At 64.0% G+C, this 21995-nt stretch carries 19 protein-coding genes; 10 read left to right on the top strand and 9 right to left on the bottom strand.

Annotated elements, in window-relative coordinates; translation table 11 throughout:
* Positions 1-49 precede the first annotated feature (49 nt).
* The 3 genes from C1A35_RS05060 (at position 50) to C1A35_RS05050 (ending at position 4318) form a co-directional block, all read left to right on the top strand.
* On the top strand, positions 50-1540 hold the full coding sequence (locus tag C1A35_RS05060) for a DUF1254 domain-containing protein (RefSeq protein ID WP_104663238.1): 1491 nt from the start codon (positions 50-52) through the stop codon (positions 1538-1540).
* Between the two features lie 168 nt (positions 1541-1708).
* Positions 1709-3754, top strand: a complete 2046-nt coding sequence (locus C1A35_RS05055; protein WP_104663237.1) for an alkyl/aryl-sulfatase — start codon at positions 1709-1711, stop codon at positions 3752-3754.
* 18 nt (positions 3755-3772) lie between these two features.
* Positions 3773-4318 carry a hypothetical protein gene (locus C1A35_RS05050; RefSeq protein ID WP_104663236.1) on the top strand — a complete coding sequence of 182 codons (546 nt, stop codon included), beginning with the start codon at positions 3773-3775 and terminating at the stop codon, positions 4316-4318.
* A gap of 4 nt (positions 4319-4322) precedes the next feature.
* Here C1A35_RS05050 and C1A35_RS05045 read toward each other — a convergent pair whose 3' ends face one another.
* Both C1A35_RS05045 and C1A35_RS05040 read right to left on the bottom strand, forming a co-directional pair.
* A complete protein-coding gene (locus C1A35_RS05045) occupies positions 4323-5120 on the bottom strand; it encodes a hypothetical protein (protein ID WP_104663235.1) in 798 nt (265 codons plus the stop codon).
* Between the two features lie 133 nt (positions 5121-5253).
* On the bottom strand, positions 5254-6909 hold the full coding sequence (locus C1A35_RS05040) for an arylsulfatase (RefSeq protein ID WP_104663454.1): 1656 nt from the start codon (positions 6907-6909) through the stop codon (positions 5254-5256).
* Between the two features lie 286 nt (positions 6910-7195).
* Between C1A35_RS05040 and C1A35_RS05035 the strand changes: the two genes are divergently transcribed.
* A complete protein-coding gene (locus C1A35_RS05035) occupies positions 7196-7666 on the top strand; it encodes a group III truncated hemoglobin (protein ID WP_104663234.1) in 471 nt (156 codons plus the stop codon).
* Positions 7667-7719: 53 nt separating this feature from the next.
* Here C1A35_RS05035 and C1A35_RS37025 read toward each other — a convergent pair whose 3' ends face one another.
* The 3 genes from C1A35_RS37025 to C1A35_RS05025 all read right to left on the bottom strand — a co-directional run bounded on the left by C1A35_RS37025 (position 7720) and on the right by C1A35_RS05025 (position 9583).
* Complete coding sequence (locus C1A35_RS37025) at positions 7720-7845, bottom strand: hypothetical protein (protein WP_272939248.1); 126 nt, start codon at positions 7843-7845, stop codon at positions 7720-7722.
* 76 nt (positions 7846-7921) lie between these two features.
* Positions 7922-8476: a recombination regulator RecX gene (recX, locus tag C1A35_RS05030; RefSeq protein WP_104663453.1), complete on the bottom strand. Its 555-nt coding sequence runs from the start codon at positions 8474-8476 to the stop codon at positions 7922-7924.
* 162 nt (positions 8477-8638) lie between these two features.
* Positions 8639-9583, bottom strand: a complete 945-nt coding sequence (locus C1A35_RS05025; RefSeq protein WP_104663233.1) for a LysR substrate-binding domain-containing protein — start codon at positions 9581-9583, stop codon at positions 8639-8641.
* Positions 9584-9731: 148 nt separating this feature from the next.
* On the opposite strand from C1A35_RS05025, the gene C1A35_RS05020 reads away from it, so the two are divergent.
* On the top strand, positions 9732-11147 hold the full coding sequence (locus C1A35_RS05020) for an MFS transporter (RefSeq protein WP_104663232.1): 1416 nt from the start codon (positions 9732-9734) through the stop codon (positions 11145-11147).
* Between the two features lie 63 nt (positions 11148-11210).
* On the opposite strand, the gene C1A35_RS05015 is transcribed toward C1A35_RS05020, so the two are convergent.
* Positions 11211-11981, bottom strand: coding sequence for a siderophore-interacting protein (locus C1A35_RS05015; protein ID WP_104663231.1), 771 nt, complete (start codon positions 11979-11981; stop codon positions 11211-11213).
* A gap of 272 nt (positions 11982-12253) precedes the next feature.
* Positions 12254-13480 carry an aminotransferase-like domain-containing protein gene (locus C1A35_RS05010; protein WP_104663230.1) on the bottom strand — a complete coding sequence of 409 codons (1227 nt, stop codon included), beginning with the start codon at positions 13478-13480 and terminating at the stop codon, positions 12254-12256.
* A gap of 430 nt (positions 13481-13910) precedes the next feature.
* Here C1A35_RS05010 and C1A35_RS05005 point away from each other — a divergent pair, with 430 nt between their 5' ends.
* The 5 genes from C1A35_RS05005 (at position 13911) to C1A35_RS04980 (ending at position 19452) form a co-directional block, all read left to right on the top strand.
* Positions 13911-15536: an arylsulfatase gene (locus tag C1A35_RS05005; RefSeq protein WP_104663229.1), complete on the top strand. Its 1626-nt coding sequence runs from the start codon at positions 13911-13913 to the stop codon at positions 15534-15536.
* A 230-nt stretch (positions 15537-15766) separates the two neighbouring features.
* Positions 15767-16216, top strand: coding sequence for a hypothetical protein (locus C1A35_RS05000; RefSeq protein ID WP_104663228.1), 450 nt, complete (start codon positions 15767-15769; stop codon positions 16214-16216).
* 261 nt (positions 16217-16477) lie between these two features.
* On the top strand, positions 16478-16768 hold the full coding sequence (locus C1A35_RS36615; RefSeq protein ID WP_234822743.1) for a hypothetical protein: 291 nt from the start codon (positions 16478-16480) through the stop codon (positions 16766-16768).
* A gap of 66 nt (positions 16769-16834) precedes the next feature.
* Positions 16835-17434: a class I SAM-dependent methyltransferase gene (locus tag C1A35_RS04985; RefSeq protein ID WP_104663227.1), complete on the top strand. Its 600-nt coding sequence runs from the start codon at positions 16835-16837 to the stop codon at positions 17432-17434.
* Between the two features lie 497 nt (positions 17435-17931).
* On the top strand, positions 17932-19452 hold the full coding sequence (locus C1A35_RS04980; protein WP_104663226.1) for an arylsulfatase B: 1521 nt from the start codon (positions 17932-17934) through the stop codon (positions 19450-19452).
* A 93-nt stretch (positions 19453-19545) separates the two neighbouring features.
* Here the strand turns inward: C1A35_RS04980 and C1A35_RS37020 are convergent, their stop codons facing one another.
* Together C1A35_RS37020 and C1A35_RS04970 are read right to left on the bottom strand one after the other, a co-directional pair.
* Positions 19546-19743, bottom strand: coding sequence for a TonB-dependent receptor (locus C1A35_RS37020; protein WP_104663225.1), 198 nt, complete (start codon positions 19741-19743; stop codon positions 19546-19548).
* Complete coding sequence (locus C1A35_RS04970) at positions 19728-21929, bottom strand: TonB-dependent receptor (RefSeq protein ID WP_104663224.1); 2202 nt, start codon at positions 21927-21929, stop codon at positions 19728-19730. The genes C1A35_RS37020 and C1A35_RS04970 overlap by 16 nt, the downstream gene beginning before the upstream one ends.
* Between the last annotated feature and the right edge of the window lie 66 nt (positions 21930-21995).

The raw sequence follows: 21995 nt of genomic DNA, 5'->3' as shown, positions 1-21995 counted from the left end.
TGTTCCTTCGTCTCGAAGCCGAGCACCCGCCCAGCCCGAGGAGAAGAGGATGACCCGCCGTTTCGCCTACCTTGCGGCAGCAGCGACCGCGCTGACCACGATCGCCTTGACATCGCCGGCAATCGCCCAGGACGCGGTCGAGGCACCGCCCCTGGTCGAGCAGATCAACAACGGCAAGTGGCTGGACCAGGCGGAGGCCGAAAGCCTGCTGGACGAACTCTTCTACCAGCGCGCCATCCACGCCTACATGACCATGCTGCCGGCGCTGAACGTGATCGGCATGCGCGACGGGTCGGAGGCCGAATTCGGCAAGGGCTACAACGTGCTGCCGATCTGGAAGGATCGCATGGATGCGCGTGCCTGGGTGCCGACGCCGAACGCCGACGTCATCTATTCGATGAACTATCTGGACCTCAAGGAAACCGGGCCGCTGGTGATTGCGGCCCCGCCGAACGTCATCGGCATGTTCACCGATTTCTTCCAGCGCACCATTACCGACGTGGGCGCGATCGGCCCGGACCGGGCGCGCGGCGGCCTCTACCTGCTGTTGCCGCCGGGCTATGACGGCGAGGTGCCGAAGGGCTATTTCACCTTCACGTCATCGACCTACAACGTCTTCCTGTTCTTCCGCACGATCATGGGCAAGGGCGAAAACGGGCCGGATCCGGCGCCGGCCGTCGCCAATGCCGAACAGACCCGCATCTACCCGCTTTACGCGACCGAAAAGGACGCCAAGCCGATGGACTTCCCGAACGGCTCGGGCAAGCGCATCAACATGATGTACCCGGTCGACAGCACCTACTGGACCAAGCTCAAGGATTTCGTCGACTACGAGCCCGTCTCGGCCATCACGCCGGAGCTTCGCGGTGTGCTCGCCTCCATCGGCATCATCAAGGGCCAGCCGTTCAAGCCGACCACGAAACAGCAGGCGCTCCTCAAGAAGGCGGTCGAGACCGCACCGCGGATGATCATGGCGCTGCGCCAGGGCGGCCGACCCGACGGACGCAACCTCTACTACAAGGACCGGCAGTACGAGAACGTCTGGGCCGGCTCGACGGCCGAATGGTTCCAGGAAAGCTATCTCGACGTGAACCAGCGTGCCGGCTTCTTCCAGGTCGCCTATTCCTCGGCGCCGGCCATGGCCATGCACACGATCGATTCCGGTTCGAAATACCCGACCGCGCTTCGTGACGCCGATGGCGATTTCCTGAACGGCTCCAACGGCTACAGGCTGCACCTGCCGCCAAACCCGCCGGCCAAGCTTTTCTGGGCGGTGACGGCCTACAACGTCACCGACGGCACCATGGTGGAGACGCCGAAGCTTTTGCCTTCGATCAATGCCTTCAACAAGGTCAAGGTGAATGAAGACGGTTCCGTCGACCTCTATTTCGGGGCGAGCAAGCCCACCGGGGCCGACGACAGCAACTGGATCCAGACGGTGCCCGATCGCAATTTCATCGCCACCGTGCGGCTCTATGGAACCGGAGTCGAATTCTACGACCAGACCTGGAAGCCGGACGATCTGGTGAAGGTGAAGTGAGGTTTTGGGGCGCGTCACCGGCGCCTCTGCCCCAGCGCGCCTGGCGACGCTCACGTCACCGTGATCGCGCCGGACGCCCGAAGTAACCGTTACGTACTTCCTCGCGACGGCCCGTCCATAGAAAGTTGAACCGATTTTCCTGAAACCAAAGGTCGGAGGCCTCAGAGCATGTCGGACAGCAGCGGTATCAGCAGAGCAGATTTTCTTCGCGGCGTTGCATCGGCAGGTCTTGCCGTTACCTTCGTCGGAAAAGCCGGGACGGCCACGGCACAGGATGCGCCACCGGTGCCGCAGACCGGAGCCAAGGCAAAACCGGCGACGGAGGCAACGCTTCAATACAACGCGATGTATCGCAACGGCCTGCCCTTCGACGACGTTCAGGACTTCGTGGATTCGCGCAAAGGCCTGCTGGCTTCCCTGCCGGACCCGGTGATCATCAAGAATGCTGACGGCGTACCGGTCTGGGATTTGAGCGTGTACCAGTTTCTCGGCACATCCGAAGCCGACGACGCGCCCGACACGGTCAACCCCAGCCTCTGGCGCATGGCCAAGCTCAACATGATCCACGGCCTGTTCGAGGTGGTGGCTGATGGTGTCTATCAGGCGCGTGGCTATGACCTGTCGGTCATGAGTATCCTTCGAACCGATACCGGCTATCTGGTGATCGATCCGCTCGTCAGCTCGGAAACCGCGGCAGCTGTCTGGAAAGAGCTGGTCATCCCGAAGCTTGGCGACAAGCCGATCGTCGCGGTGCTCTATACCCATAGCCACGTCGACCATTACGGCGGCGTCCGCGGTCTTGTCAGCCAGGCCGATATCGACGCCGGTAAGGTCAAGATCATCGCGCCCGCCGATTTCACCGAAGCCGCCGTCGGCGAAAACATCATCGCCGGCAACGCCATGAGCCGGCGCGCCAGCTACATGTACGGCAACCTCCTGTCCCGTGGTCCGCAAGGCCAAGTCGATGGGGGCCTCGGCAAATCGACTTCGGCAGGCGAGATCGGGCTTGCCCTTCCGACGGACTGGGCGACCGAAACCGGGCAGAAGATCGTCGTCGACGGTCTCGAACTTCACGTGCTGATGGCGCCGAACTCGGAAGCGCCTTCGGAATTCATGTTCTACATTCCGAAATACAAGGCCTTCTGCGCCGCGGAAGACGCCTGCCACACGCTGCACAATCTCTACACGCTGCGCGGCGCCAAGGTTCGTGATGGCCTGCTCTGGTCGAAGTACCTGCAGCAGGCGCTCGACATGTTCGGCGGCGAAATGGAAGTGCTGTTTGCCTCGCACCATTGGCCGACCTGGGGCAACGAGCGCGTCGTCACGCACATCAAGAAGCAGCGCGACCTGTTCCGCTATCTGCACGACCAGGTCATGCGCATGGCCAATAGCGGGATGACGCCGAAGGAGATCGGCGAGGTGATCCGCTTGCCGGAGGGGCTAGCGACAACCTGGGCCTGCCGCAGCTATTACGGCACCGTCTATCACGACGCGGTGGCGCAATATAACCTGCGCCTCGGCTTCTTCGACGGCGTTCCGTCCAACCTGCACCAGCTTCCCCCAACGGAAGCCGGCCGACGCTACGTCGACTTCATGGGCGGCGCCGACAATGTGTTGAGGCAGGCGAAGGTCTCGTTCGACAAGGGCGACTACCGCTGGGTGGCCGAGGTGGTGAACCACGTGGTCTTCTCGGACGCCAACAACACCGCCGCCAAGCAATTGCTTGCCGACACTTACGAGCAGCTTGGCTACCAGTCGGAATCCGGTCCCTGGCGCAATTTCTACCTGACCGGCGCGCGTGAACTGCGTGAAGGCGTCACCCAACTGCCGACGCCGAACACGGCAAGCCCCGACACGATCAAGGCCATGCCGCTCGAGATGTTCTTCGACTTCCTCGGCGTGCGCCTCAACGGCGATCGCGCCGCCGGCAAGACGATCACCATCAACATGGAGCTGACCGACACCAAGGAGAAATATGCCGTCGGCGTCGAAAACTCGGCGATCCACTATTCCAAGGACAAGAGCGACCAGAATGCCGATGTCTCGATCGTCACCACGCGGGCGGATCTGAACGACGTCATGCTCGGCATCTCCACCATGGAGAAGCAGGTGGTCGAAGGAAAGGCGAAGTTGACGGGCGATCCGAAGAAGCTCTCGGAGTTCGTCGGCCTGCTCGACAACTTCGAGTTCTGGTTCAACATCGTCACCGCTTGAGAGGGAGAGCAGGAGGCCATGTGCACGATCTGCACACTGACGATCGAGTTTGCCGTCGAGCATCCGGACGCGCTTGCGGTTGCGGTAGCGACAAGAGAGGCGATCGAAACCGGCCCCCTGCCCGAACTCGATCCGCAGTCGGAAATTGACTTGGCACAGTCGCGCCACAACGCGACTGTGCTCCTCACCACGATCCAGCAGCGCATCGAACAGGTGCTGTCGGCATCGCGGCTTGCCAGACTTCCGGACTTCTACGTGCTGATGATCGAAAGTCGGACCTGGGGCTATTTCCACCCGGCCTTGGGGGGATTTGACGCCAACGCGAACCCGTCGCCACCGCGCGTCGCGCCGGACGAGAACGGCATTCGCGACAATATTCTTGTGATGTCGCAAGCGGCGGCCGAGGAGTTGATTCACGGCCGATTACCGTTCGAACGTGCACTGGAGATGGGCGTCGCCGTCGTCGACGCGCCCGGCACCGACGCGCAGACGATCCGTTCTGCCCTGATCGTGGCCTATCCGCTGGAACAGTTCAGCGATTTCGTCTGCACGGAAGTCGCGTGAGCGTTTATTGCGGCGGGCTGTTCCCGCTGAACCCTTGCCGCGTCCACTGATAGACGGACGTATCCGTGCGGAAATTGCCGACGCGCGCCGAGGCCAGGTCGAGAATGTTGACGATGATCGCCGTCCAGACCAGCGTCAGAAGCACGATCAGGAAGCGCACCGGCCTGCCCTTGAGGCCGAACTGGTAACCGAGCGCGCCCATGCTCAACACCATGACGCCGAGCAACAGCCAGAAGATCTGCCACGGCAGGCGAATGCCGAGCGCGTAGCGTTCGGCCGTGCTCGCGTCGAAGGTTTCGTTGACGGCCGCCATCAGCGACGCGGATACGGGATCCGGGTCCTGCTGGACGATCGTCGTCACCCGCTGCCAGATCTGCTGCTGCAGGGCGGACGTGTCGGTGTTGGCCTTGGCAAGCGCATCGCTGTTGCGCCCTGCCCGCACGAAGTCCTCGCGCGCCTTGGTGTAATCTTCCAGAAGCTTGGCGATATCGAGCGCCTCCGGCGTGCCGATCGCCTTGGCCCGCAGCCAGGCGGTGCCGATGGCGTTGGCTTCAGCCAGCGTGCCCTGCCGCCGCTCGGTGAAGCGCGTGGTCGAAAAGGAAAGCGTCAGCGCCAGCACGAAGGCGAGCAGCCCGAGCATGCCGGCAACGACGACGCCGACGTTTTCGGTCTGGCCACCGGCCCGCTCCTTGCTGCGCACACCGAAGCGATAACCGATTTCGTGGGCGGCAAGCTGGATGAACAGCAAGACCAGCGCGAAGATCAGCACGCTGATTTCAGCAAGCGAAATGAGGAAATCCATCGGCTTCTCGCATGGTGTGGGGCAGCAAAACGCCAGGCCGAAAAGGAGATCCAAACCCTGGTCTCGCCTTCCGGTCTGGCGTGATCGTCGTCCATCCCACCGCCAGCCGAGGCCAGCGACGGGGCGTTTCGCCCTACCGCGGCGCCAGGCTTTCCAGTTCGCCGAGCCGCTTCATCGCTGCCTGCTGCGCCAACCAACCGTAGTTGATGCCGCTGGCATTCAGTGTGCTGCCGGCCTGGTAGGGGTAATCGTTGAAGTCCTGGAAGAACTCCTTGATCTTGCCCTGGATCGGCACCAGCAGCCACATATTGCGGGCAAGGAACTCGATCGCTCCGCCGCCGTCTTCCATGCCGCGTTCATAGGGATCCATGCGCAGGTTGGCGATGACCGCCCAGCTCGGTACCTCGCGGGTGGCCGTCGCGATATTGCCGTGGCTCGCCTGGGCGAAGCTCAGCTTCCAGTCGTTCCAGCGGATGGCGTTAAGGTTGCCGCCCTGGTCGAAGTAATAGACGGAGTCGCGCGGCGGCTCCTTCGCCTCACCTTTGAGCAGCGCCGTCAGATCGTAGCCGTCGAGATGCACCTTGAAGGTCTTGGACGTGCCCTTGAAGCCCGCCTTCATCTCCTCCTTGACGTCGCCGATGCCGGCGGCCGCAGCAAATGTCGGCAACCAGTCCATCAGCGTCACCGGGTCGTTGATCTGCGAGCCCGGCTTCACCACGCCCGGCCAGCGCACCATCATCGGAATGCGGAAGCCGCCTTCCCAGGTGGTGCCCTTTTCGCCATGGAACATCGTCTGCGCGCCATCCGGCCACAGCGCCAGTTCGGCACCGTTGTCAGTGGTGTAGAGCACGATGGTGTTGTCGGCGATGCCGAGATCGTCGAGCTGCTGCAGGAGCTGGCCGACATGGCCGTCATGCTCGACCATGCCGTCGGCATGGATGCCCTTGCCTGTCTTGCCGAGTGAGTCCGGCTTGAGGTGTGTGAAGACGTGCATGCGGGTCGAGTTGAACCAGCAGAAGAACGGCTTGTCGGCCTTCACCTGACGGTCGATGTAATCCTTGGCCGCCGTCAGGAATTCTTCGTCGATCGTTTCCATGCGCTTGGTGTTGAGCGCACCGGTATCCTCGATCTTGCCGTCGGCGCTCGACTTGATGACCCCGCGCGGCCCGAACCGCTTCTTGAACTCCGGATCCTTCGGATAGAAGTAGCCTTCCGGCTCTTCCTCGGCGTTCAGATGGTAGAGGTTGCCGAAGAATTCGTCGAAGCCGTGTTTGGTCGGCAGGTGCTCGTCGCGGTCGCCCAAATGGTTCTTGCCGAACTGGCCGGTCGAATAGCCCTTGGTCTTCAAGACATCGGCGATCGTCGGCATCCAGTCCTGAATGCCATGGGGGTCGCCCGGCATGCCGATGGTGAGCAACCCCGTGCGGAACGGCTCCTGGCCGAGGATGAAGGAGGCGCGGCCGGCCGTGCAGCTGTTCTGGCCGTAGCTATCGGTGAAGATCGCCCCTTCGGCGGCGATGCGGTCGATGTTCGGCGTGCGGTAGCCCATCAGGCCCATCGTATAGGCGCTGATCTGCGGGATGCCGATGTCGTCGCCGAAGATGACGAGGATGTTCGGCGGTTTGCCGCTCGAAGAGGTGGACTGCTGGGCTCTGGCCGGGCTCACCGACGCGCCGGATGCCACCAGCGAGGCGGCCGCAAAGATCGTCCCGCTCAAAAGCAGGTCACGGCGGCTGACGTCCGTTACCCCTTCGGCCATTGCGGATGTGGCCTTGCTATCGTCACGCATGCTCATCGTACTCTCCCTGTTAAGGCGATCGGAAACGTAACTCTCAATTAGGACCGTGTGGATGATGCCGCTCGGAGGGGACCTGTCCAAGTACGTAACAGTTACGGTGTGCCCGCCTGCAACCGTTACCGCGTCGCGCGTCAGGGACATTCAGCCGGTGCGACGGCTGCCCTGACAGATTGCCGCAACCGGGCCTTCGGCCTTTGGCAGGACATCGCCGCGTGCCTATATGCAAGGCGCCAAAGGACAAGCGTTGCGGCCAAGGCCGCCAGAGAAGGGCATTGAAATGGACGACAACGACCTCAAGGGCCGCGCCGCCCATGTCGCCGCGATCGCCAAGCGGGCGGAAGCGGAGATGAAGACGATCGGCATCGATGACGCCTTCATCAGCCGGCTGGTCGATACGTTCTACGCCCGCGTGCTTGCCCATCCCGAGCTCGGCCCCGTCTTCGACGCCAGGCTTTCAGGCCGTTGGCCGGAGCATATGGACAAGATGAAGAGCTTCTGGTCGGCCGTCGCCTTTCGCAACGGCAGCTATGGCGGCAAGCCCGTGCAGGCCCATATCGGCGTCGCCAACATGACGCCCGATCTCTTCCCGAAGTGGCTGGCGCTGTTCTCGACGACGCTCGACGACATCGCCCCGAACGCGGAGGCCAAGGCCTGGTTCATGGCAACGGCCGAACGCATCGCCCGCAGCCTGACGCTGTCGCTCTTCTACAATCCGGCGCTCGACGACCCCGCGCTGAAGCGGGGGTAGTCCCGGCCGCCTTCGGGCAGCCGATCCCGGCATTCCCGCGCCGAGCATCCGCGTCACTTCCGCGCCGCCCAAGAGGCGGCAACGGAAGCGAGAATGATCGGCGTGCCCGCACCCTGCCACAGCGTCACCTCTTCGCCGCGGAACAGTGCTGCCCCGCCCATGCCGAAGACCGGTGTCAAGGTCCGGATATCCGCGTCGGCCGCAAGATCCGGGCGGCGAAGGCGATCGCGGCGCTTTCCCTGAGACAGGAGACCGTCAGAGCGAGCGGCCCGCCATCAGGATGTCGTCGGCCTCTTCGCACGACATGGCAAACACCCGTTTGCCGAGTTCGAAGCTGAAGCCGCCCCTGGCAAAGGCGGAAAGCTCCTTCGCCGTTCGCTTTTCGTCGAGCTCGGCCTTGCGAAACGGCCCGAAAGCACGCTTTCGCGCCAGCACGACCGCCGCATAAAGATCGTCGGCCTCGGCCAAGGCCGCCGCGACGGCGTCCCGTGCCACACCCTTCTCCGACAGTTTCTGTGCGATCGCCCGCTTCGACTTGCCGCCGCGCATGGCCGAACGGGTCTTGATCTCCGCATAGGCCCGGTCGTTGAGCGCGCCATTGTCATAGGCGAAGGTCACGGCGGCGGCAGCCAGCAGCTCCACCTGGGTGACGCTGATATCCTCGAACTTCTCCCGCGCCTTGCGCGAAATGGCGTCGAACAGCTGCTTTTCCGTCAGCATCTGCCGCGCGAGCCGATAGGCCGCCGAATTGCGCGCCCAGGCATACATGCGCGGCGTCGGCTGGTCCTTTTGCTCCGTCTCGTCTTCCAGGTCCAATTCCGTTCCATCCCCCGGCGCGACCCCGATGAAGGAACGGCGCATCGAAGGGGAGACATGATCCGACTCTGCCAGGCAAGGCAATCGCAGCGGCAACGGCCTATCCCGGTTTTCCCGGATTTGTTGTGCGAACGCGAGCCGGTCGTGGCGGCGGCGTCAGCCGGCCGTGTTTGCAAGCGGTGCCGAGTTCGCCCGGCCGACTTCCGAAAGCATCCAGTCGCTAAAGGCGAGGATCCGCGGGTCCTGGCTTGCGCTTTCGGGGTAGACGAGGTGATAGGCATAGTCGCCGCCAAGGCTGACGCCGATGTCAAACAGCCGCACCAGCCGCCCCTCCGCCAGTTCGTTCTTGATCATCGCGAGATCGACGAGCCCGACCGCGCCGCCGTCGGTCACCGCCTCCACCACATGGCTTGTGTCGCTAAAGGCGACGCAGCGGCTGTCGTCGAACGCGTCGATGCCGGCAGCCGCCATCCACATGCGCCAGTTCGGCCAGAGCATGCCTTCGGTGTAGCACTCGACATGGCAGAGCGTGTGATCGAACAGCGCATCCGGGCTCTTGGGCTCGCCGCCGGCCGAAATCAGCTTCGGGCTGCACACCGGCGCGATCACCGCCTCGAACAGGCGCTCCGCGTGTAGCTGCGGATACCGGCCCGAGCCGAAGCGAATGGCAAGATCGACATCGTCCGCATCGAAATCCCTCACCTCGTCGTTGATGTCGAATGTCAACTCGATCGCCGGATGGGCGGCGCGAAACTGCGACAGCCGTGGCAGCAGCCAGTTGGTGGCAAAACGGGGGGTCAGCGACACGCGAAGCTCCCGGGCGCCGCGCGCCATGCGGCGGGCGCGCCCGACCGCACCCTGCAGCGCCTCCAACGCCTGGACGGTCGCCTCGAACACGACGGCGCCCGCCGGCGTCAGCTGGATGCTGCGGCTGCTGCGGGCAAACAGCACGAGGCCAAGCTGGTCCTCGATTTCCTTGATCTGGTAGCTGACCGCCGCCGGCGTCAGCCCCACCTCGTCGGCCGCGCGGGTGAAATTGAGATGGCGGCCGGCAGCCTCGAATGTCCGCAGCGCACGCGTTCCTGGCAGCATTCGGCCCATGGATCTTCAAGTCCAGTTTAATGATCGATCCAGAACTACTTGTTTTTCAAAGATCGATCAATCGGGAATGATCGAAGGCATTGATGATCCGGGCCATCGCAACCGCGGAAGTCCGCAGCGCGATGCCAAATCCATGGAGTAAACATAGATGTCAGTTGGCTTGACCCCGAGCGACGAGCGGACCCTTGGCGCCCCGTCGATCGACACCAGCGACGCACTCAGATGGCCGCCGCGCCTTTGGGTTGCGCTCTTCATCTTCAGCGGGGTGATCTTGCTCGATGGTCTCGACATGTCGATGATCGCCGTGGCCATCCCCGAAATCCAGGCGGAGTTCGGCATCAGCGCCGCAACCGCGCAATGGCTGGTCAGCGCCTATATCCTCGCCTTCGGTGGCTTCCTGTTGCTTGGCGGTCGCTGTGCGGACCTTTTTGGCCGCCGGCGCGTGCTGGTCGCCGGCCTCGGCGTCTTTGCCGTCGTGTCGCTGTTCGGCATGGTCACCAACGATCCCGTGCTTCTGATCGTCTCGCGCTTCATCAAGGGCATGACGGCGGGTTTTACCGGGCCGGCCGCCATGTCGCTGCTCACCACCACCTTCCCCGAAGGCCCGCACCGCAACAGGGCCTTCGGCATCTTCAACCTCTTCGAGGCCTCGGGTTACTCCTCCGGCCTCATCGTCGGCGGCCTGCTTGCCGCGCTCGACTGGCGCTACATCTTCGTGCTGCCGGCGCCGATCGCCGTACTGCTGATGATCGCCGCCCTGCGCTTCCTGCCGAAGGACCCGCCGCGCACGGAACGCCTCAGGCCCGATCTCGCCGGTGCCGTCACGCTTGTTGCCGGCATGCTGCTTTTCGTCTTCACCATCGCCTCGACCGCCGATTCCGGCTGGACGTCGCTGCGCACGATCGGTGGTCTTTCCCTCTCGGCCCTCCTCCTCGTCGCCTTCGTGGCGATCGAGCGGCATGTCGAGCAGCCGCTGATCCGGCTCGGCATCTTTCGCAACAGAAGCCTGGTGGCCGCCAATGTCAGCGCCGCCCTGCTCTATGGCGGCGCCATGGGCTTCCAGTTCCTGATCGCGCTCTACCTGCAGAACCTCAACGGCTGGACGCCGCTGCACATGGCGCTGGTGCTGCTGCCGGCCGGCCTCATGGTCGTCCTTCTCGGGCCGAAGCTCGGCGCACTGATGAACCGTTTCGGCGTCGACCGCGTGCTGATGGTCGGCCTTACCGCCTTCCTGCCCTGCTATCTGCTGATGCTTAGGATCGGCCCGACGCCCGACCTGTGGACGGTGCTTCTGCCGGCCGCGCTGCTCTCGGGCATCGGCTTTGCGCTCAGCATCTCGGCCCTCATGGTCGCCGGCACCAGCGGCGTGGCCGACGAGGAGCAGGGACTGGCCGCCGGCCTGCTCAACAGCTCGCTGCAGGTGGGCGGCGCCTGCGGCCTTGCGGTCGTCACCGCCACGATCATGCCCGGCACGACGCTCTCGATGCTCTATCCCGGCGTCTTCGTCATCCTCGCCTTCGCCGTCCTGACCCTGCTTGCGCAGCTGATCAGCCGGCGCGGCTGAAGCCGCGGCAAAGCAATCGGGCCGGTCGCCGGGATGTCCCGGCGATCGGCTTGCCTCTAGCGCCTAGTCAAACTTCTCGGTGCTGTCGGCCTTGCCCTTTACCCAGTAGCCCGACGCCTTCAGCCAGGTGAGCGGCAGGCCGCGCTCCTCGACGAAATGAGTGCGGATCGCCCGGGTCACCGCCGCTTCGGCCGCGATCCAGACGAAGGTGCCGGGTTCGAGCGGCACTTCGCGCACGCGCGACAGCAGCGCTGCGGGATCGTTCGCCTTCTCCAGCGGGCGATAGACCCAATGGGTGGTGAGCGCCGCTTCGGTGCGGAAGACCTGCCGCTCCTCCGGCCCGGTGACGACGGCGATCGACGTGATCTGGTGGCCGGCAGGCGTCTCCTCGATCCGCCGGCCGATCGCCGGCAGCGCCGTCTCGTCGCCGATCAGGAGCCAGCGCCTGAAATCGCCGGAAACGACCGCCGAGCCGCGCGGCCCGCCGATTTCGAGTTGGTCGCCGACCGCGGCCTTCATCGCCCAGGCGGTGACGGGGCCTGCCTCGTGCAGCGCGAAATCGAGCGCCAGCATGCGCGCGTCGGTGTCGTAGCGGCGCGGCGTATAGTCACGGTGCTCGACCGTGCCGTCGGCGCCGGGCACGAAGATCTTGATGTGGTCATCGGCACCGAGGCTGACGAAATCTGCGAGATCCTCGCCGGACAGCGTGATCCGCAGCATGCCCGGCGTCACCCGCTCGATACCGGAGACGACGAGCGACCGGCGCTTGAGTTCGTGGCGAACACGCTCGATGCGCGGCGTCGGGAGATGGGAATAGGTGGGGGAATTGTCCATTTGCATCCTTCTGGAAGGCCTCGAAAGCTCGATCCGCAGGACACAGTCGCGCAGATCGAAGCCGCCTCTGGCCGTTCGATCATACGCGTTGAGTGACGTTAACGCTTACGTGGCCGGGATACGCCCGGCCATGTCACGGAAATCTGTCTACCGGAACGGCCCGCTTCGATCAATGCGTCATCTTGACCAAAAAAAGAAGGTTTTTCCAGGCAAAAGAAAAACGCGCCCACGGGTGCGAGCGCGTTGATCCGAAAACCGCAAAGGCGTGGGCCTTAGGCCGCCAGCGCCGCCTCGCCACGGACGAGATCGCCGAGGCGGCGGATGCCCTCGTCGATCATCTGGTCGTTGGCGCAGGAGAAGGAGACGCGCAGCGTGTTTTCGCCCGAGCCATCGGCAAAGAAGGCGCGGCCGGGAACGAAGGCGACCTTGGCCGTCTCGATCGACTTGGCGAGCAGTGCGGCACCGTCCATGCCCTTCGGCAGCGTGACCCAGACGAACATGCCGCCTTCCGGCTTGGTCCAGGTGACGCCCGCCGGCATGTACTTCTCAAGGGCTGCGAGCATGGCGTTGCGGCGCTGCTTGTAGACCCGGTGGATCTTTGCCACCTGCTCATCGAAGCCACGCTCGGCAACGGTGCAGATCGCCATCTGGTTGATGGTCGAGGAGTGCAGATCCGCCGCCTGCTTCAAGAGCACGAGCTTGCGGATGACCTTGTCCGAGGCGACGACCCAGCCGACGCGAAGGCCCGGTGCCAGCGTCTTCGAGAACGAGCCGCAATAGATCGTGCGGGTGTTGTTGATGTCGCCCTTCTTGGCGATTTCGAGCGCCAGGATCGGCGGGACCGGCTCGCCGTCATAGCGCAGCGACTGGTAGGCGGCATCCTCGATGACGGCGATGTCGAGCTCTTCGGCCAGTGCCAGCACGCGCTCGCGTCCGGCACGGTCGACGGTCTCGCCGGTCGGGTTGGCGAAATCGGCCGAGAGATAGGCGAACTTGACGCGGCCACCCGCCTCGCCTGCCGCCTGGCGGTAGGCTTCCGGCGTGCGGTTGCCATTGGGGTTCAGCTGGTCGTAGGTCGGCTCATAGGCGTTGAAGGCCTGCAGCGCGCCGAGATAGGTCGGCCAGGTGACGAGCGCCGTGTCCTTCGGCGACAGGAACAGCTTGCCGAGATAGTCGAGGCCCTGCTGCGAACCTGACGTGATGAAGATGTTGTCGACGCCGGCGGGAATGCCGAGATCGGCCATCTGCCTGGCAAGCCATTCGCGCAGCGGCTTGTAGCCTTCGCTGACCGAATACTGCAGCGCCGCACTCACGGCCGGGCCGGAAAAGATCTCGGCATAGGCGTCCTTGAACTCCGCATCCGGAAACAGCGCAGGATCAGGAATGCCGCCGGCGAACGAAATGATGTCCGGACGGTCGAGCAGCTTCAGGAGTTCGCGGATTTCCGAGGCGCGCATCCGGCTCGAGCGCGTCGCGAAGATATGTTCCCAATCCAGCATGGGGTGTTTCCTCAGAGATTATATGCGGAAAGCGGTTCTCCGCTTCCTCCACGTCGTTTAGAGCGCCATGCGTTACCATGAATGGACGAAGGATGCTCTGGTCTTGTCGTTCTAGTGCATCTTTTCGCGCCAAGCGACCCACTTGAAAACGGAATGCTCCAGACGGTCACTCGACAGGATCACGGCGGCCAATTTATGTCAACATTATTGACCTAAATTTCGTGCACTTTTCGGCCTTTGACGCAGCGTCAAATGCCTCACGTTGCGTCAACTTAGGCACCGTTCCTACCCCCGGCAGCGATGCGGGATGCACCGTAACTGTTACGTCCTTGCTCCCTGCGCGCGGGCGGCGCAGAGTCCCTGCCAATCACCGATTGCCTTTTCATCAGCCCAAGCCTCGGTCATCCACGGCGATATGGAGCGTAGTGTCATGAGCAAGCATCCGGTAAGCGATATCAGACAGAACGAACCGCAAAACGACCACTTGAGCGTCAGCCGCCGCGACCTGCTGCTCGGCGGCAGCGCGCTTGCCGCAGCCGCCCTTACGGTTTCGGCAACCGCCGCCCAGGCGCAGCAATCCACCGCACCTGCGGCCGGCAGCAGCAAGCCCAACATTCTGATGATCATGGGCGACGATATCGGCTGGTTTAACCCCAGCATCTACCACCGTGGCCTGATGGGCTATCGCACCCCCAACATCGACCGTATCGGCAACGAAGGCGCGATGTTTACCGACTGGTATGGCGAGCAGAGCTGCACCGCCGGCCGCGCCGCCTTCATCACCGGCCAGTCGCCGATCCGCACCGGCCTCACCAAGGTCGGCCTGCCCGGCGCCGATATCGGCCTGCAGCCGGAGGATCCGACCGTTGCCGAATTGCTGAAGGCGCAGGGTTATGCGACCGGCCAGTTCGGCAAGAACCACCTGGGCGACAAGGACGAGTTCCTGCCGACCAATCACGGCTTCGACGAGTTCTTCGGCAACCTCTATCACCTCAACGCCGAGGAGGAGCCGGAAAACCCCGACTATCCGAAAAACCCGGAATTCAAGAAGCGCTTCGGCCCGCGCGGCGTCATCCACTCCTATGCCGATGGCCGCGTGGAGGATACGGGCGCGCTGACCAGGAAGCGGATGGAGACGGTCGATGCCGAGTTCCTGGCCGCCGCCCTCGATTTCATCGACCGCCAGAACAATGCCGAGAAACCCTGGTTCTGCTACTTCAACTCGACCCGCATGCACATCTTCACCCACCTGAAGGCCGAGTCCCAGGGCAAGACCGGCAAGGGTCTCTACCCCGACGGCATGGTGGAACATGACGGCATGGTCGGCGAACTCCTGAAGAAGCTCGACGATCTCGGCGTTCTCGACAACACCATCGTCGTCTACACCACCGACAACGGTGCCGAGGTCATGAGCTGGCCGGACGGCGGCTCGACGCCCTTCCGCGGCGAAAAGGCCACCAACTGGGAAGGCGGCTACCGGGTGCCGATGCTGATCCGCTGGCCGGGCGTGATCAAGCCGAACACGGTCTATAACGACATGTTCTCGCACTACGACCTGATCCCGACCTTCTGTGCGGCGGCCGGCGAGCCGGATGTCGTCGCCAAATGCCTGACCGGCTATCAGGCCGGCAGCAAGACCTTCAAGGTCCATCTCGACGGCTACAACCTGATGCCCTTCTTCCGCGGCGAGGTCGCCGATGGCCCGCGCCGCGATTTCCTCTACTGGAACGACGACGGCGAACTGGTCGCGGTCCGGGTGCTGGACTGGAAGCTCAACTTCAAGATCCAGGAACACACCGGCATCGGCGTCTGGCAGCGCGAGTTCAGCAACCTGCGCATCCCGCTGATCTTCAACCTGAGAGCAGATCCGTTCGAGCGCGGCCCGGAATCCTTCGAATACGACCGCTGGATGGCCGAGCGTGCCTTCATCCTCGTGCCCTCGCAGGCGCTCGTCGCCAAGTGGCTCGAAAGCTTCAAGGAGTTCCCGATCCGCCAGAAGCCGGCGAGCTTCAATCTCGATGAGGTGATGGGCAAGCTGTCGAACGCGAAGCAGTAGAGACGATGCCCCTCGCCGCCGCCATCCCGCGGGGCAGCACCTTGCGGGATGGCGTTTCGCTGGCGCCCGCATGATTGTCCGGGGCACTGCGCGACCCTTGACGTTCAGAACGGGCCGGCGGCGGCGAGAACCACGAAATCCGCTAACCCGACGTATCAACGCGGGAAATTGCGGACACAGGAGGCGGAGAAGAGATTCTCGCGCCTCATTTCGACCGGAGGGACTAGGCCATGAGCAGACTGTTTATCCTGTCGGCTGGCGCCACCCTGGCGCTGGTATCAACGGCGTATGCGGCATCCACGCCACCCGCAACGCAACCCCTCAAGATCGCCAAGGAGTGCAGCCAGTTCACCGGCGACACGCCGAGCTTCTGCACCATCACGGAATCCAACCTCGAGGCGATCCCGGCGGGCACCAAGATCCTCTATTACGGGCCGGTCGTTGCCAATCCGCTGTTCTCCAGCAGCACCGCGGTCATCGCCGTCGGCAATGGCGACTCGGCGGTCGGATACTGCGTCGTCTACGATACGGCCAAGCCGCCGCTTGGAACCTGCGCCTTCCACGCCGGCAGCGGCACGCTTTCCGGTTTCCAGGCGATCGTGAAGGTCACGGTCGACGACAAGCAGATCTGGCACTGGGACGGAGACTACGTGCTCGGCGCCACCCAGGCCGCCAAGTGAGACCTTGAGAACACCGGCCTCACACCCGGCCACAACACGACGAGGCAGAGCCCGGCCCTTGGCCGGACACGCTCTGCCCGTTGCGGCAAGCCACGCGCGCGATCCTCGCATCGGCGAGGCAATGACGGTTTATGGTCTAACGGCCGGCGCGCTGGCGTGACCTGAAAACAGCAGCTGGAACCGAGCGCAAGCGTGACGACGCCGGTGAAGCGCTGCTGCCAGACAAGCAGCCGCGGCAAACGGTAGAGCGCCTGCCCGACCGTGCCCGAACCGAGCGCCACCGAGCCGATCCCCCCGTTCGTCCGCCTGCTGAACGACGTGGCCGCGCAAGTCGAGGTCGTCGGGCTCGGCATCACCGAACACCTACCCTGGGACGCGATCGCCATCCGCGACATGCTGCGCGCGCTGCCGCTGATCGGCAGGGAGAAGTCAGCGGAGCGGCCAGCCCAGCCCCTGCCCGCAGCGCCGCGCGTCCTGTCAGGCGCGCGAAAAACGCTGCAGCACTATGAATTCCTGCATGTTTTTCCTTTACTCGGCCACGATTGGAGGTGACACGCGGGTAGCGCACTTGTCTTTCGCGCCTGCGCCCGCGCCCAGTACCGCCAACGAGGAGCATTCATGGCAAAGCCAGACGACGAGACTCTCGCCTTCTACCGCGACAACGCCGCCACCTACGCGGCGCGCGAACGCAAGCCGCCGACCGCGCGCCTCGCCGCCTTCATCGGTCGGCTGCCCCCGGGCGCCGCCGTGCTCGATCTCGGCTGCGGCGGCGGCCAGGACAGTCTCATCCTTCTGGAGCATGGGCTCGACGTCACCGCTTGCGACGGCTCGGCCGAGCTTGCGCGCGAGGCGGAAGCGCTGATCGGCCGCACGGTGGACGTCGTCAGGTTCCAGGAAATCGACTGGCAGGCGCGTTTTGACGCCATCTGGGCCGAGGCCTCGCTCCTGCATGTGCCACGCGCAGAACTGGCCGATGTCCTCAACCGCATTCGGCTGGCGCTGAGGCCAGGCGGTTTCATTCAGGCGAGCTTCAAGGCCGGGAGTTCGGAGGGCCACGACCGCTTCGGCCGCTACTTCAACTATCCGTCAGCGACGTGGCTGCGCGGCTGTTTCGAAGAAGCGGGCTGGTCGAACATCGCGATCGCCGAGGCCGATGGCGGCGGCTATGACGGCGAGCCGACGCGCTGGCTGCACGTGACCGCGCTCCAGGCCGCTTGAGGCGCCCAGGCGCCGGCGGCCGATCCGTCACGATCGGAAAGTATCCCGCAACCCCTGCGCCCCCCTCAGGCCTCTCGGCTGAAGTAACTCAAGATCAGAAGCGTGCAGATCGCCGCAACGATCAAGGCGTCGAAAAGTGCAAAATGCTCGAAGAATGAGAGCATGGCATTTCCTCCTTCCAACTAAACCTATGAGAGCACAGATTCCCTGAAGTTGGAAGGGAAATTCAGAAATATACTATTTCCCCGGGACAACCGGGCCAAACACTATTTGCACTGCAATAACATTCCCTTGCACTGCACAACGGCATTTCCTTGCGAAATCAACGCGTGGATTTTCTGCACAGTGCAGCCGGCGATAGATCGCTTTGGCATCAGGCGTTCCGCCCCCGTCAACACGACAAAGTTAATTTGACGGCGCTACCGGAAGATGCAGATATTAGAACTACCGAATAAATATCCCGCCGACCGGTCGGATGGCTTTTCCAGGGGGTGCGCATGTCTGAACTGCAAGCGAGTGACGCCCGTGCAAACGCAGGCGGCGGCGAGCCTGCTGGCGCTGGTCGGGGCAAGGGTCTGACGCGGCGCGAGATGCTGATGAGCACGGCGGCGATTGCCGCTGCCGCCGGGCTGCCGGCGGGCCTTGCCGCGCTCTCTTCGAGCCCGGCGCTGGCCAATGGCGCGGCACCGCCGAACATCGTCTACATCATCGCCGACGATCTCGGCTGGGGCGATGTCGGCTTCCGCGGCTCGGACATCAAGACGCCCAACCTCGACAAGCTCGCCGAAACGGGCGTGACCTTCGACGAATTCTACACCCAGCCGATGTGCACGCCGACGCGCGCCGCATTCCTCACCGGTCGTTACCCCCTGCGCTATGGCCTGCAGACCGGCGTGATCCCCTCGCCCGGCTCCTACGGGCTGGCGCTCGACGAATATCTGCTGCCCCAGGTCATGAAGGACGCGGGCTACAGGACCGCGCTCATCGGCAAATGGCATCTCGGCCATGCGAAGGCGGATTACTGGCCGAAGCAGCGCGGCTTCGACACCTTCTACGGCGCGCTGGTTGGCGAGATCGACCACTTCAAGCATTCCTCCCATGGGGTGAAGGACTGGTATCGCGGCAACAAGCCGCTCGAGGAAGCCGGCTTCGACAACACGCTCTTCGGCAACGAGGCGGCACGGGTGGTCGAGAGCCACGACCCCGCCAGCCCGCTGTTCCTCTATCTCGCCTTCACCGCGCCGCACACGCCCTTCCAGGCGCCGGAAGACTATCTCGATCGCTACAAGCACATTGCCGATGAGAACCGGCGCGCCTATGCGGCGATGATCTCGGTGCTCGACGACGGCGTCGGCAGGCTGCTCGCCGCGCTCGAAGAACGCGGCATGCGCGACAACACGCTGATCGTCTTTCACAGCGACAATGGCGGCGTGACGAGCTCGCTCTTTGCCGGAGACAGCAAGGTGAGCGGCGGGTTGCCGGCCGACAATGGCCCCTACCGCAACGGCAAGGGCACGCTCTATGAGGGCGGCACCCGCGTCGTGGCTCTTGCCAACTGGCCGAAGAAGATCACGCCCGGCAAGGTCGCAGGCATGGTCCATGTGGTCGACATGTATCCGACGCTGGCGGCGATCGCCGGCGCAGCACTCGACAAGAACCAGCCGCTCGACGGCATCAACCTCTGGCCGTCCTTGAGTGAAGGCAAGCCGTCGGCGCGCAGGGAGCTGGTCTACAACGTCGACCCCATGGGCGGCGCCGTGCGCCGGGACAACTGGAAGCTCGTCTGGAAAGCGACGCTGCCGCAGAAGGTCGAACTCTTCGACCTTTCCGCCGACCCGTCCGAGGCGCGCGACCTTTCGGCCGACCATGCCGACCGGGTGCGCGACCTCCAGGACTGGATCACCAGCCTTGCCGGCGAGATGGACCAGCCGCTGCTGCTGATGGACGCCGCACGATTGACATTCTACGCACCGCCCATCGTCGCCGATCCGTCGACGCTGTTCAGTCTCGGCGATTAGCGCGGTGCGTTCCCACGAACCCGCACTCCGGCACCCGGCATTGCCGGTGCCTGTGTCCCTTGGCCGACGACGATCGAGGGACACGCAGCAGGACTAGAATTTCACCGTCAGTCCGCCCATCACCGTTCGCCCGCGCCCGACAAGGCGCTTGTCCAGGTAATGGGCGGGCTTGTACGCCGTGTTCGCCAGGTTCTCGACGTTCAGGAACAGGGTGGCGTTGTCGTTGAACTTGTAGGTCGCAAAGGCGTCGACGAGCGTATAGCTGTCGAACTCGATCAGATCGGGGCCCATCGGCGGCTTGACCCCCTTTGTCTTGCCGAGTGGCGCACCTGTCCGCTGACCGTCAGCTTCTCACCCAGCGCCCTGAAGCCGGCGTTGATGGTCAGCGTGTCTTCCGGCAGCCCATTGATCTCGCCGACGCCGAAACCGTCGGACCACATGCCGTAGGGCAGATGCGTCTTCGTGTTGGAATAGGTGATCCCGCCGAAGATCTGTCCGGTATCGTACTGGGCTTCGAGTTCGAAACCTTCGATGCGCGTCTTGCCCGGCACGTTCACGAACTGCAGCATCGCCACGTATGGCGGACCACTGGGGCGCGCCGCCGAGGTGATGTAGTTTTCAACGTCGTTGCTGAAGTAGTTCGCCTTCACGCGCAGGCTGTCGCCTTCGCTGAGCAGCCCGTCGCTGAGGATATTGACGCCAACCTCCCAACCGAGGCTCGTTTCGCCCTTGAGGTTCGGGTTGGGGCTGGTCGGGTTCGGCGTGCTGCCATGGGCGCCGGGAAAGAAGGTTTCGGTGACCGATGGCGGGCGCGAGGTCTTGGCATAACGGGTGTAGAACTGGATGCCATCCCATGGCGTGGCCGCCAGCGTCACCCGCGGATTGAAGCTGTTCTCGCTCCTTTCGATGCGCTCGATGGCATTTTGGCTGCCGACGCGCTTGGCCACGTCCCCGCGCAAATCGAACGTGTCGAAATGGAAGCCGGGGGTCAGCTCGAAGATGCCATAGGTAAAGGTGGCATCGGCAAAGAGGCTGCCGACGCCGATTTGACCGTCTCCAGGCCCACCCGTGCCCCAGGGTTGTCCGTTCGACACGTCGTCATGGTAGTACGCGCCACCATAGCTCAGCGCCAGGGCGACATCGTCGGAGAGCGAAAGTTCGCTGCGATTGGTCACGTCGATGCCAAGGCCGCGATCGCGGGTGAAGCGGCCCTTGTAGCTGCCTTCGACGAAGCGGACGGAGGAGTCGTTGAGATAGGCGTTGACCGTCAGGTTCACGAGATCGTCGCCCGGCGCATAGTCGTAGCGGGCCGTATAGGTCTGGTTCCGATAGACCTGCGGCTCGGCGCGAATGCTCGAGTGATTGTTGTACCACACGCCGCCCAGCAAGAGCCTGTGATCGTCGCCGTTGCCAAGCTCGAGCTTGACGAGCCCGGACTTCAGGTCTTCGGCAAGATCGGTGGCAATGATGCGCCTTCCACGGTCATCGACCCCGCTCAAGGGAGAGCCGGAATCACGGCGGTTGAACGCGCCCATGAAGCCGATCCCGGTGTCGGTGCGCATGCCCGCCGCCGCCATGGTCGACCAGCCATACTCGTTGTTGCCGAACTTGACGGTGCTGAGCGCGCCTGCGGTCCTGCCGGGCTCAACGACGTCGTCGATGCCAAGCGTGCGGAAATTGGCAGCGCCGCCCAGTGCCCCGACGCCCGCTGCGCCGCCGAGCGCTCCGCGACCGATGTCCATGCCGGCCAGGAGATCGCTATCCACGAAGGTGGAGCCGCCGGAAACGCCGTGCCCCATGACGCGGATGTTCTGGCGCGCGCCGTCGATCGTCATGTTGACGCGGCCATAGCCTTCCATGCCGCGGATGTTGACGGCCACGCCGGCGCCCGACATCGCCTTGCGCGTGAACGTGCCGGCGCCCGACCGCAGCGCGTTGTCGACGTTTCCCGCATAGCGTTCCTGAAGTGTCTCGCCATCCATCGACGAAGCGGCGGCTGCCGTTTCGTAAGGCGCGTCCTTGCCGGCAACCAGGCCGCCAAGCGTCGGCATCCTGGCGTGGGCGCTGATCGCCTTCAGGCGGGTGGCGCCGTCGTCCGAGGGCGCCGCCGCTCCCGCTCCGATCAGGACGATCGAGTTCGAGCCTTCCGCGCCATAGCTGTAGCCGGTGCCGGCCAGCATTCGATCCAGGGCCTCGGCGGGCGTGAAGCGCCCGTTGACGGGCGAGGTTCGCACGGAAGGCGGCAGCACGCCGCCGGCGAGAACGTTGACCCCGCTCTGAGCGGAATATCTTGCGATCGCCGCCGCGATCGGCAACGCCGGGATGGCAAATTCGACCGTCCGCTCCTCAACCCTTCGCGCCGTTTTATCCTGGGCTTGCCCGTATGCCGGCAAGGCCGGGGCAAGAATGGCGATCGCGGACGAGCACAACAGGATCCTGCCCAAGGTGGCGGCGCTTAAGGTATTGAAGGTCGTCATTGCATGTCACTCCGAATGCTGCGCAGGCCGGGCGCGACATTGATCGCCGCGCAGGAGCCTGCTGTC

This window comes from Ensifer adhaerens, assembly GCF_002940685.1.
Taxonomy (GTDB): domain Bacteria; phylum Pseudomonadota; class Alphaproteobacteria; order Rhizobiales; family Rhizobiaceae; genus Ensifer; species Ensifer adhaerens_E.
The sequence above is the reverse complement of the archived record's forward strand: the minus strand, read 5'-3'. Positions and strand labels throughout refer to the sequence as shown.

Coding starts and splice junctions, on each gene's coding strand:
- C1A35_RS05060 (WP_104663238.1), top strand. CDS start 50: ATGACCCGCCGTTTCGCCTACCTTGCGGCAGCAGCGACCGCGCTGACC.
- C1A35_RS05055 (WP_104663237.1), top strand. CDS start 1,709: ATGTCGGACAGCAGCGGTATCAGCAGAGCAGATTTTCTTCGCGGCGTT.
- C1A35_RS05050 (WP_104663236.1), top strand. CDS start 3,773: ATGTGCACGATCTGCACACTGACGATCGAGTTTGCCGTCGAGCATCCG.
- C1A35_RS05045 (WP_104663235.1), bottom strand. CDS start 5,120: ATGGATTTCCTCATTTCGCTTGCTGAAATCAGCGTGCTGATCTTCGCG.
- C1A35_RS05040 (WP_104663454.1), bottom strand. CDS start 6,909: ATGCGTGACGATAGCAAGGCCACATCCGCAATGGCCGAAGGGGTAACG.
- C1A35_RS05035 (WP_104663234.1), top strand. CDS start 7,196: ATGGACGACAACGACCTCAAGGGCCGCGCCGCCCATGTCGCCGCGATC.
- C1A35_RS05025 (WP_104663233.1), bottom strand. CDS start 9,583: ATGGGCCGAATGCTGCCAGGAACGCGTGCGCTGCGGACATTCGAGGCT.
- C1A35_RS05020 (WP_104663232.1), top strand. CDS start 9,732: ATGTCAGTTGGCTTGACCCCGAGCGACGAGCGGACCCTTGGCGCCCCG.
- C1A35_RS05015 (WP_104663231.1), bottom strand. CDS start 11,981: ATGGACAATTCCCCCACCTATTCCCATCTCCCGACGCCGCGCATCGAG.
- C1A35_RS05010 (WP_104663230.1), bottom strand. CDS start 13,480: ATGCTGGATTGGGAACATATCTTCGCGACGCGCTCGAGCCGGATGCGC.
- C1A35_RS05005 (WP_104663229.1), top strand. CDS start 13,911: ATGAGCAAGCATCCGGTAAGCGATATCAGACAGAACGAACCGCAAAAC.
- C1A35_RS05000 (WP_104663228.1), top strand. CDS start 15,767: ATGAGCAGACTGTTTATCCTGTCGGCTGGCGCCACCCTGGCGCTGGTA.
- C1A35_RS04985 (WP_104663227.1), top strand. CDS start 16,835: ATGGCAAAGCCAGACGACGAGACTCTCGCCTTCTACCGCGACAACGCC.
- C1A35_RS04980 (WP_104663226.1), top strand. CDS start 17,932: ATGTCTGAACTGCAAGCGAGTGACGCCCGTGCAAACGCAGGCGGCGGC.
- C1A35_RS37020 (WP_104663225.1), bottom strand. CDS start 19,743: ATGGGCCCCGATCTGATCGAGTTCGACAGCTATACGCTCGTCGACGCC.
- C1A35_RS04970 (WP_104663224.1), bottom strand. CDS start 21,929: ATGACGACCTTCAATACCTTAAGCGCCGCCACCTTGGGCAGGATCCTG.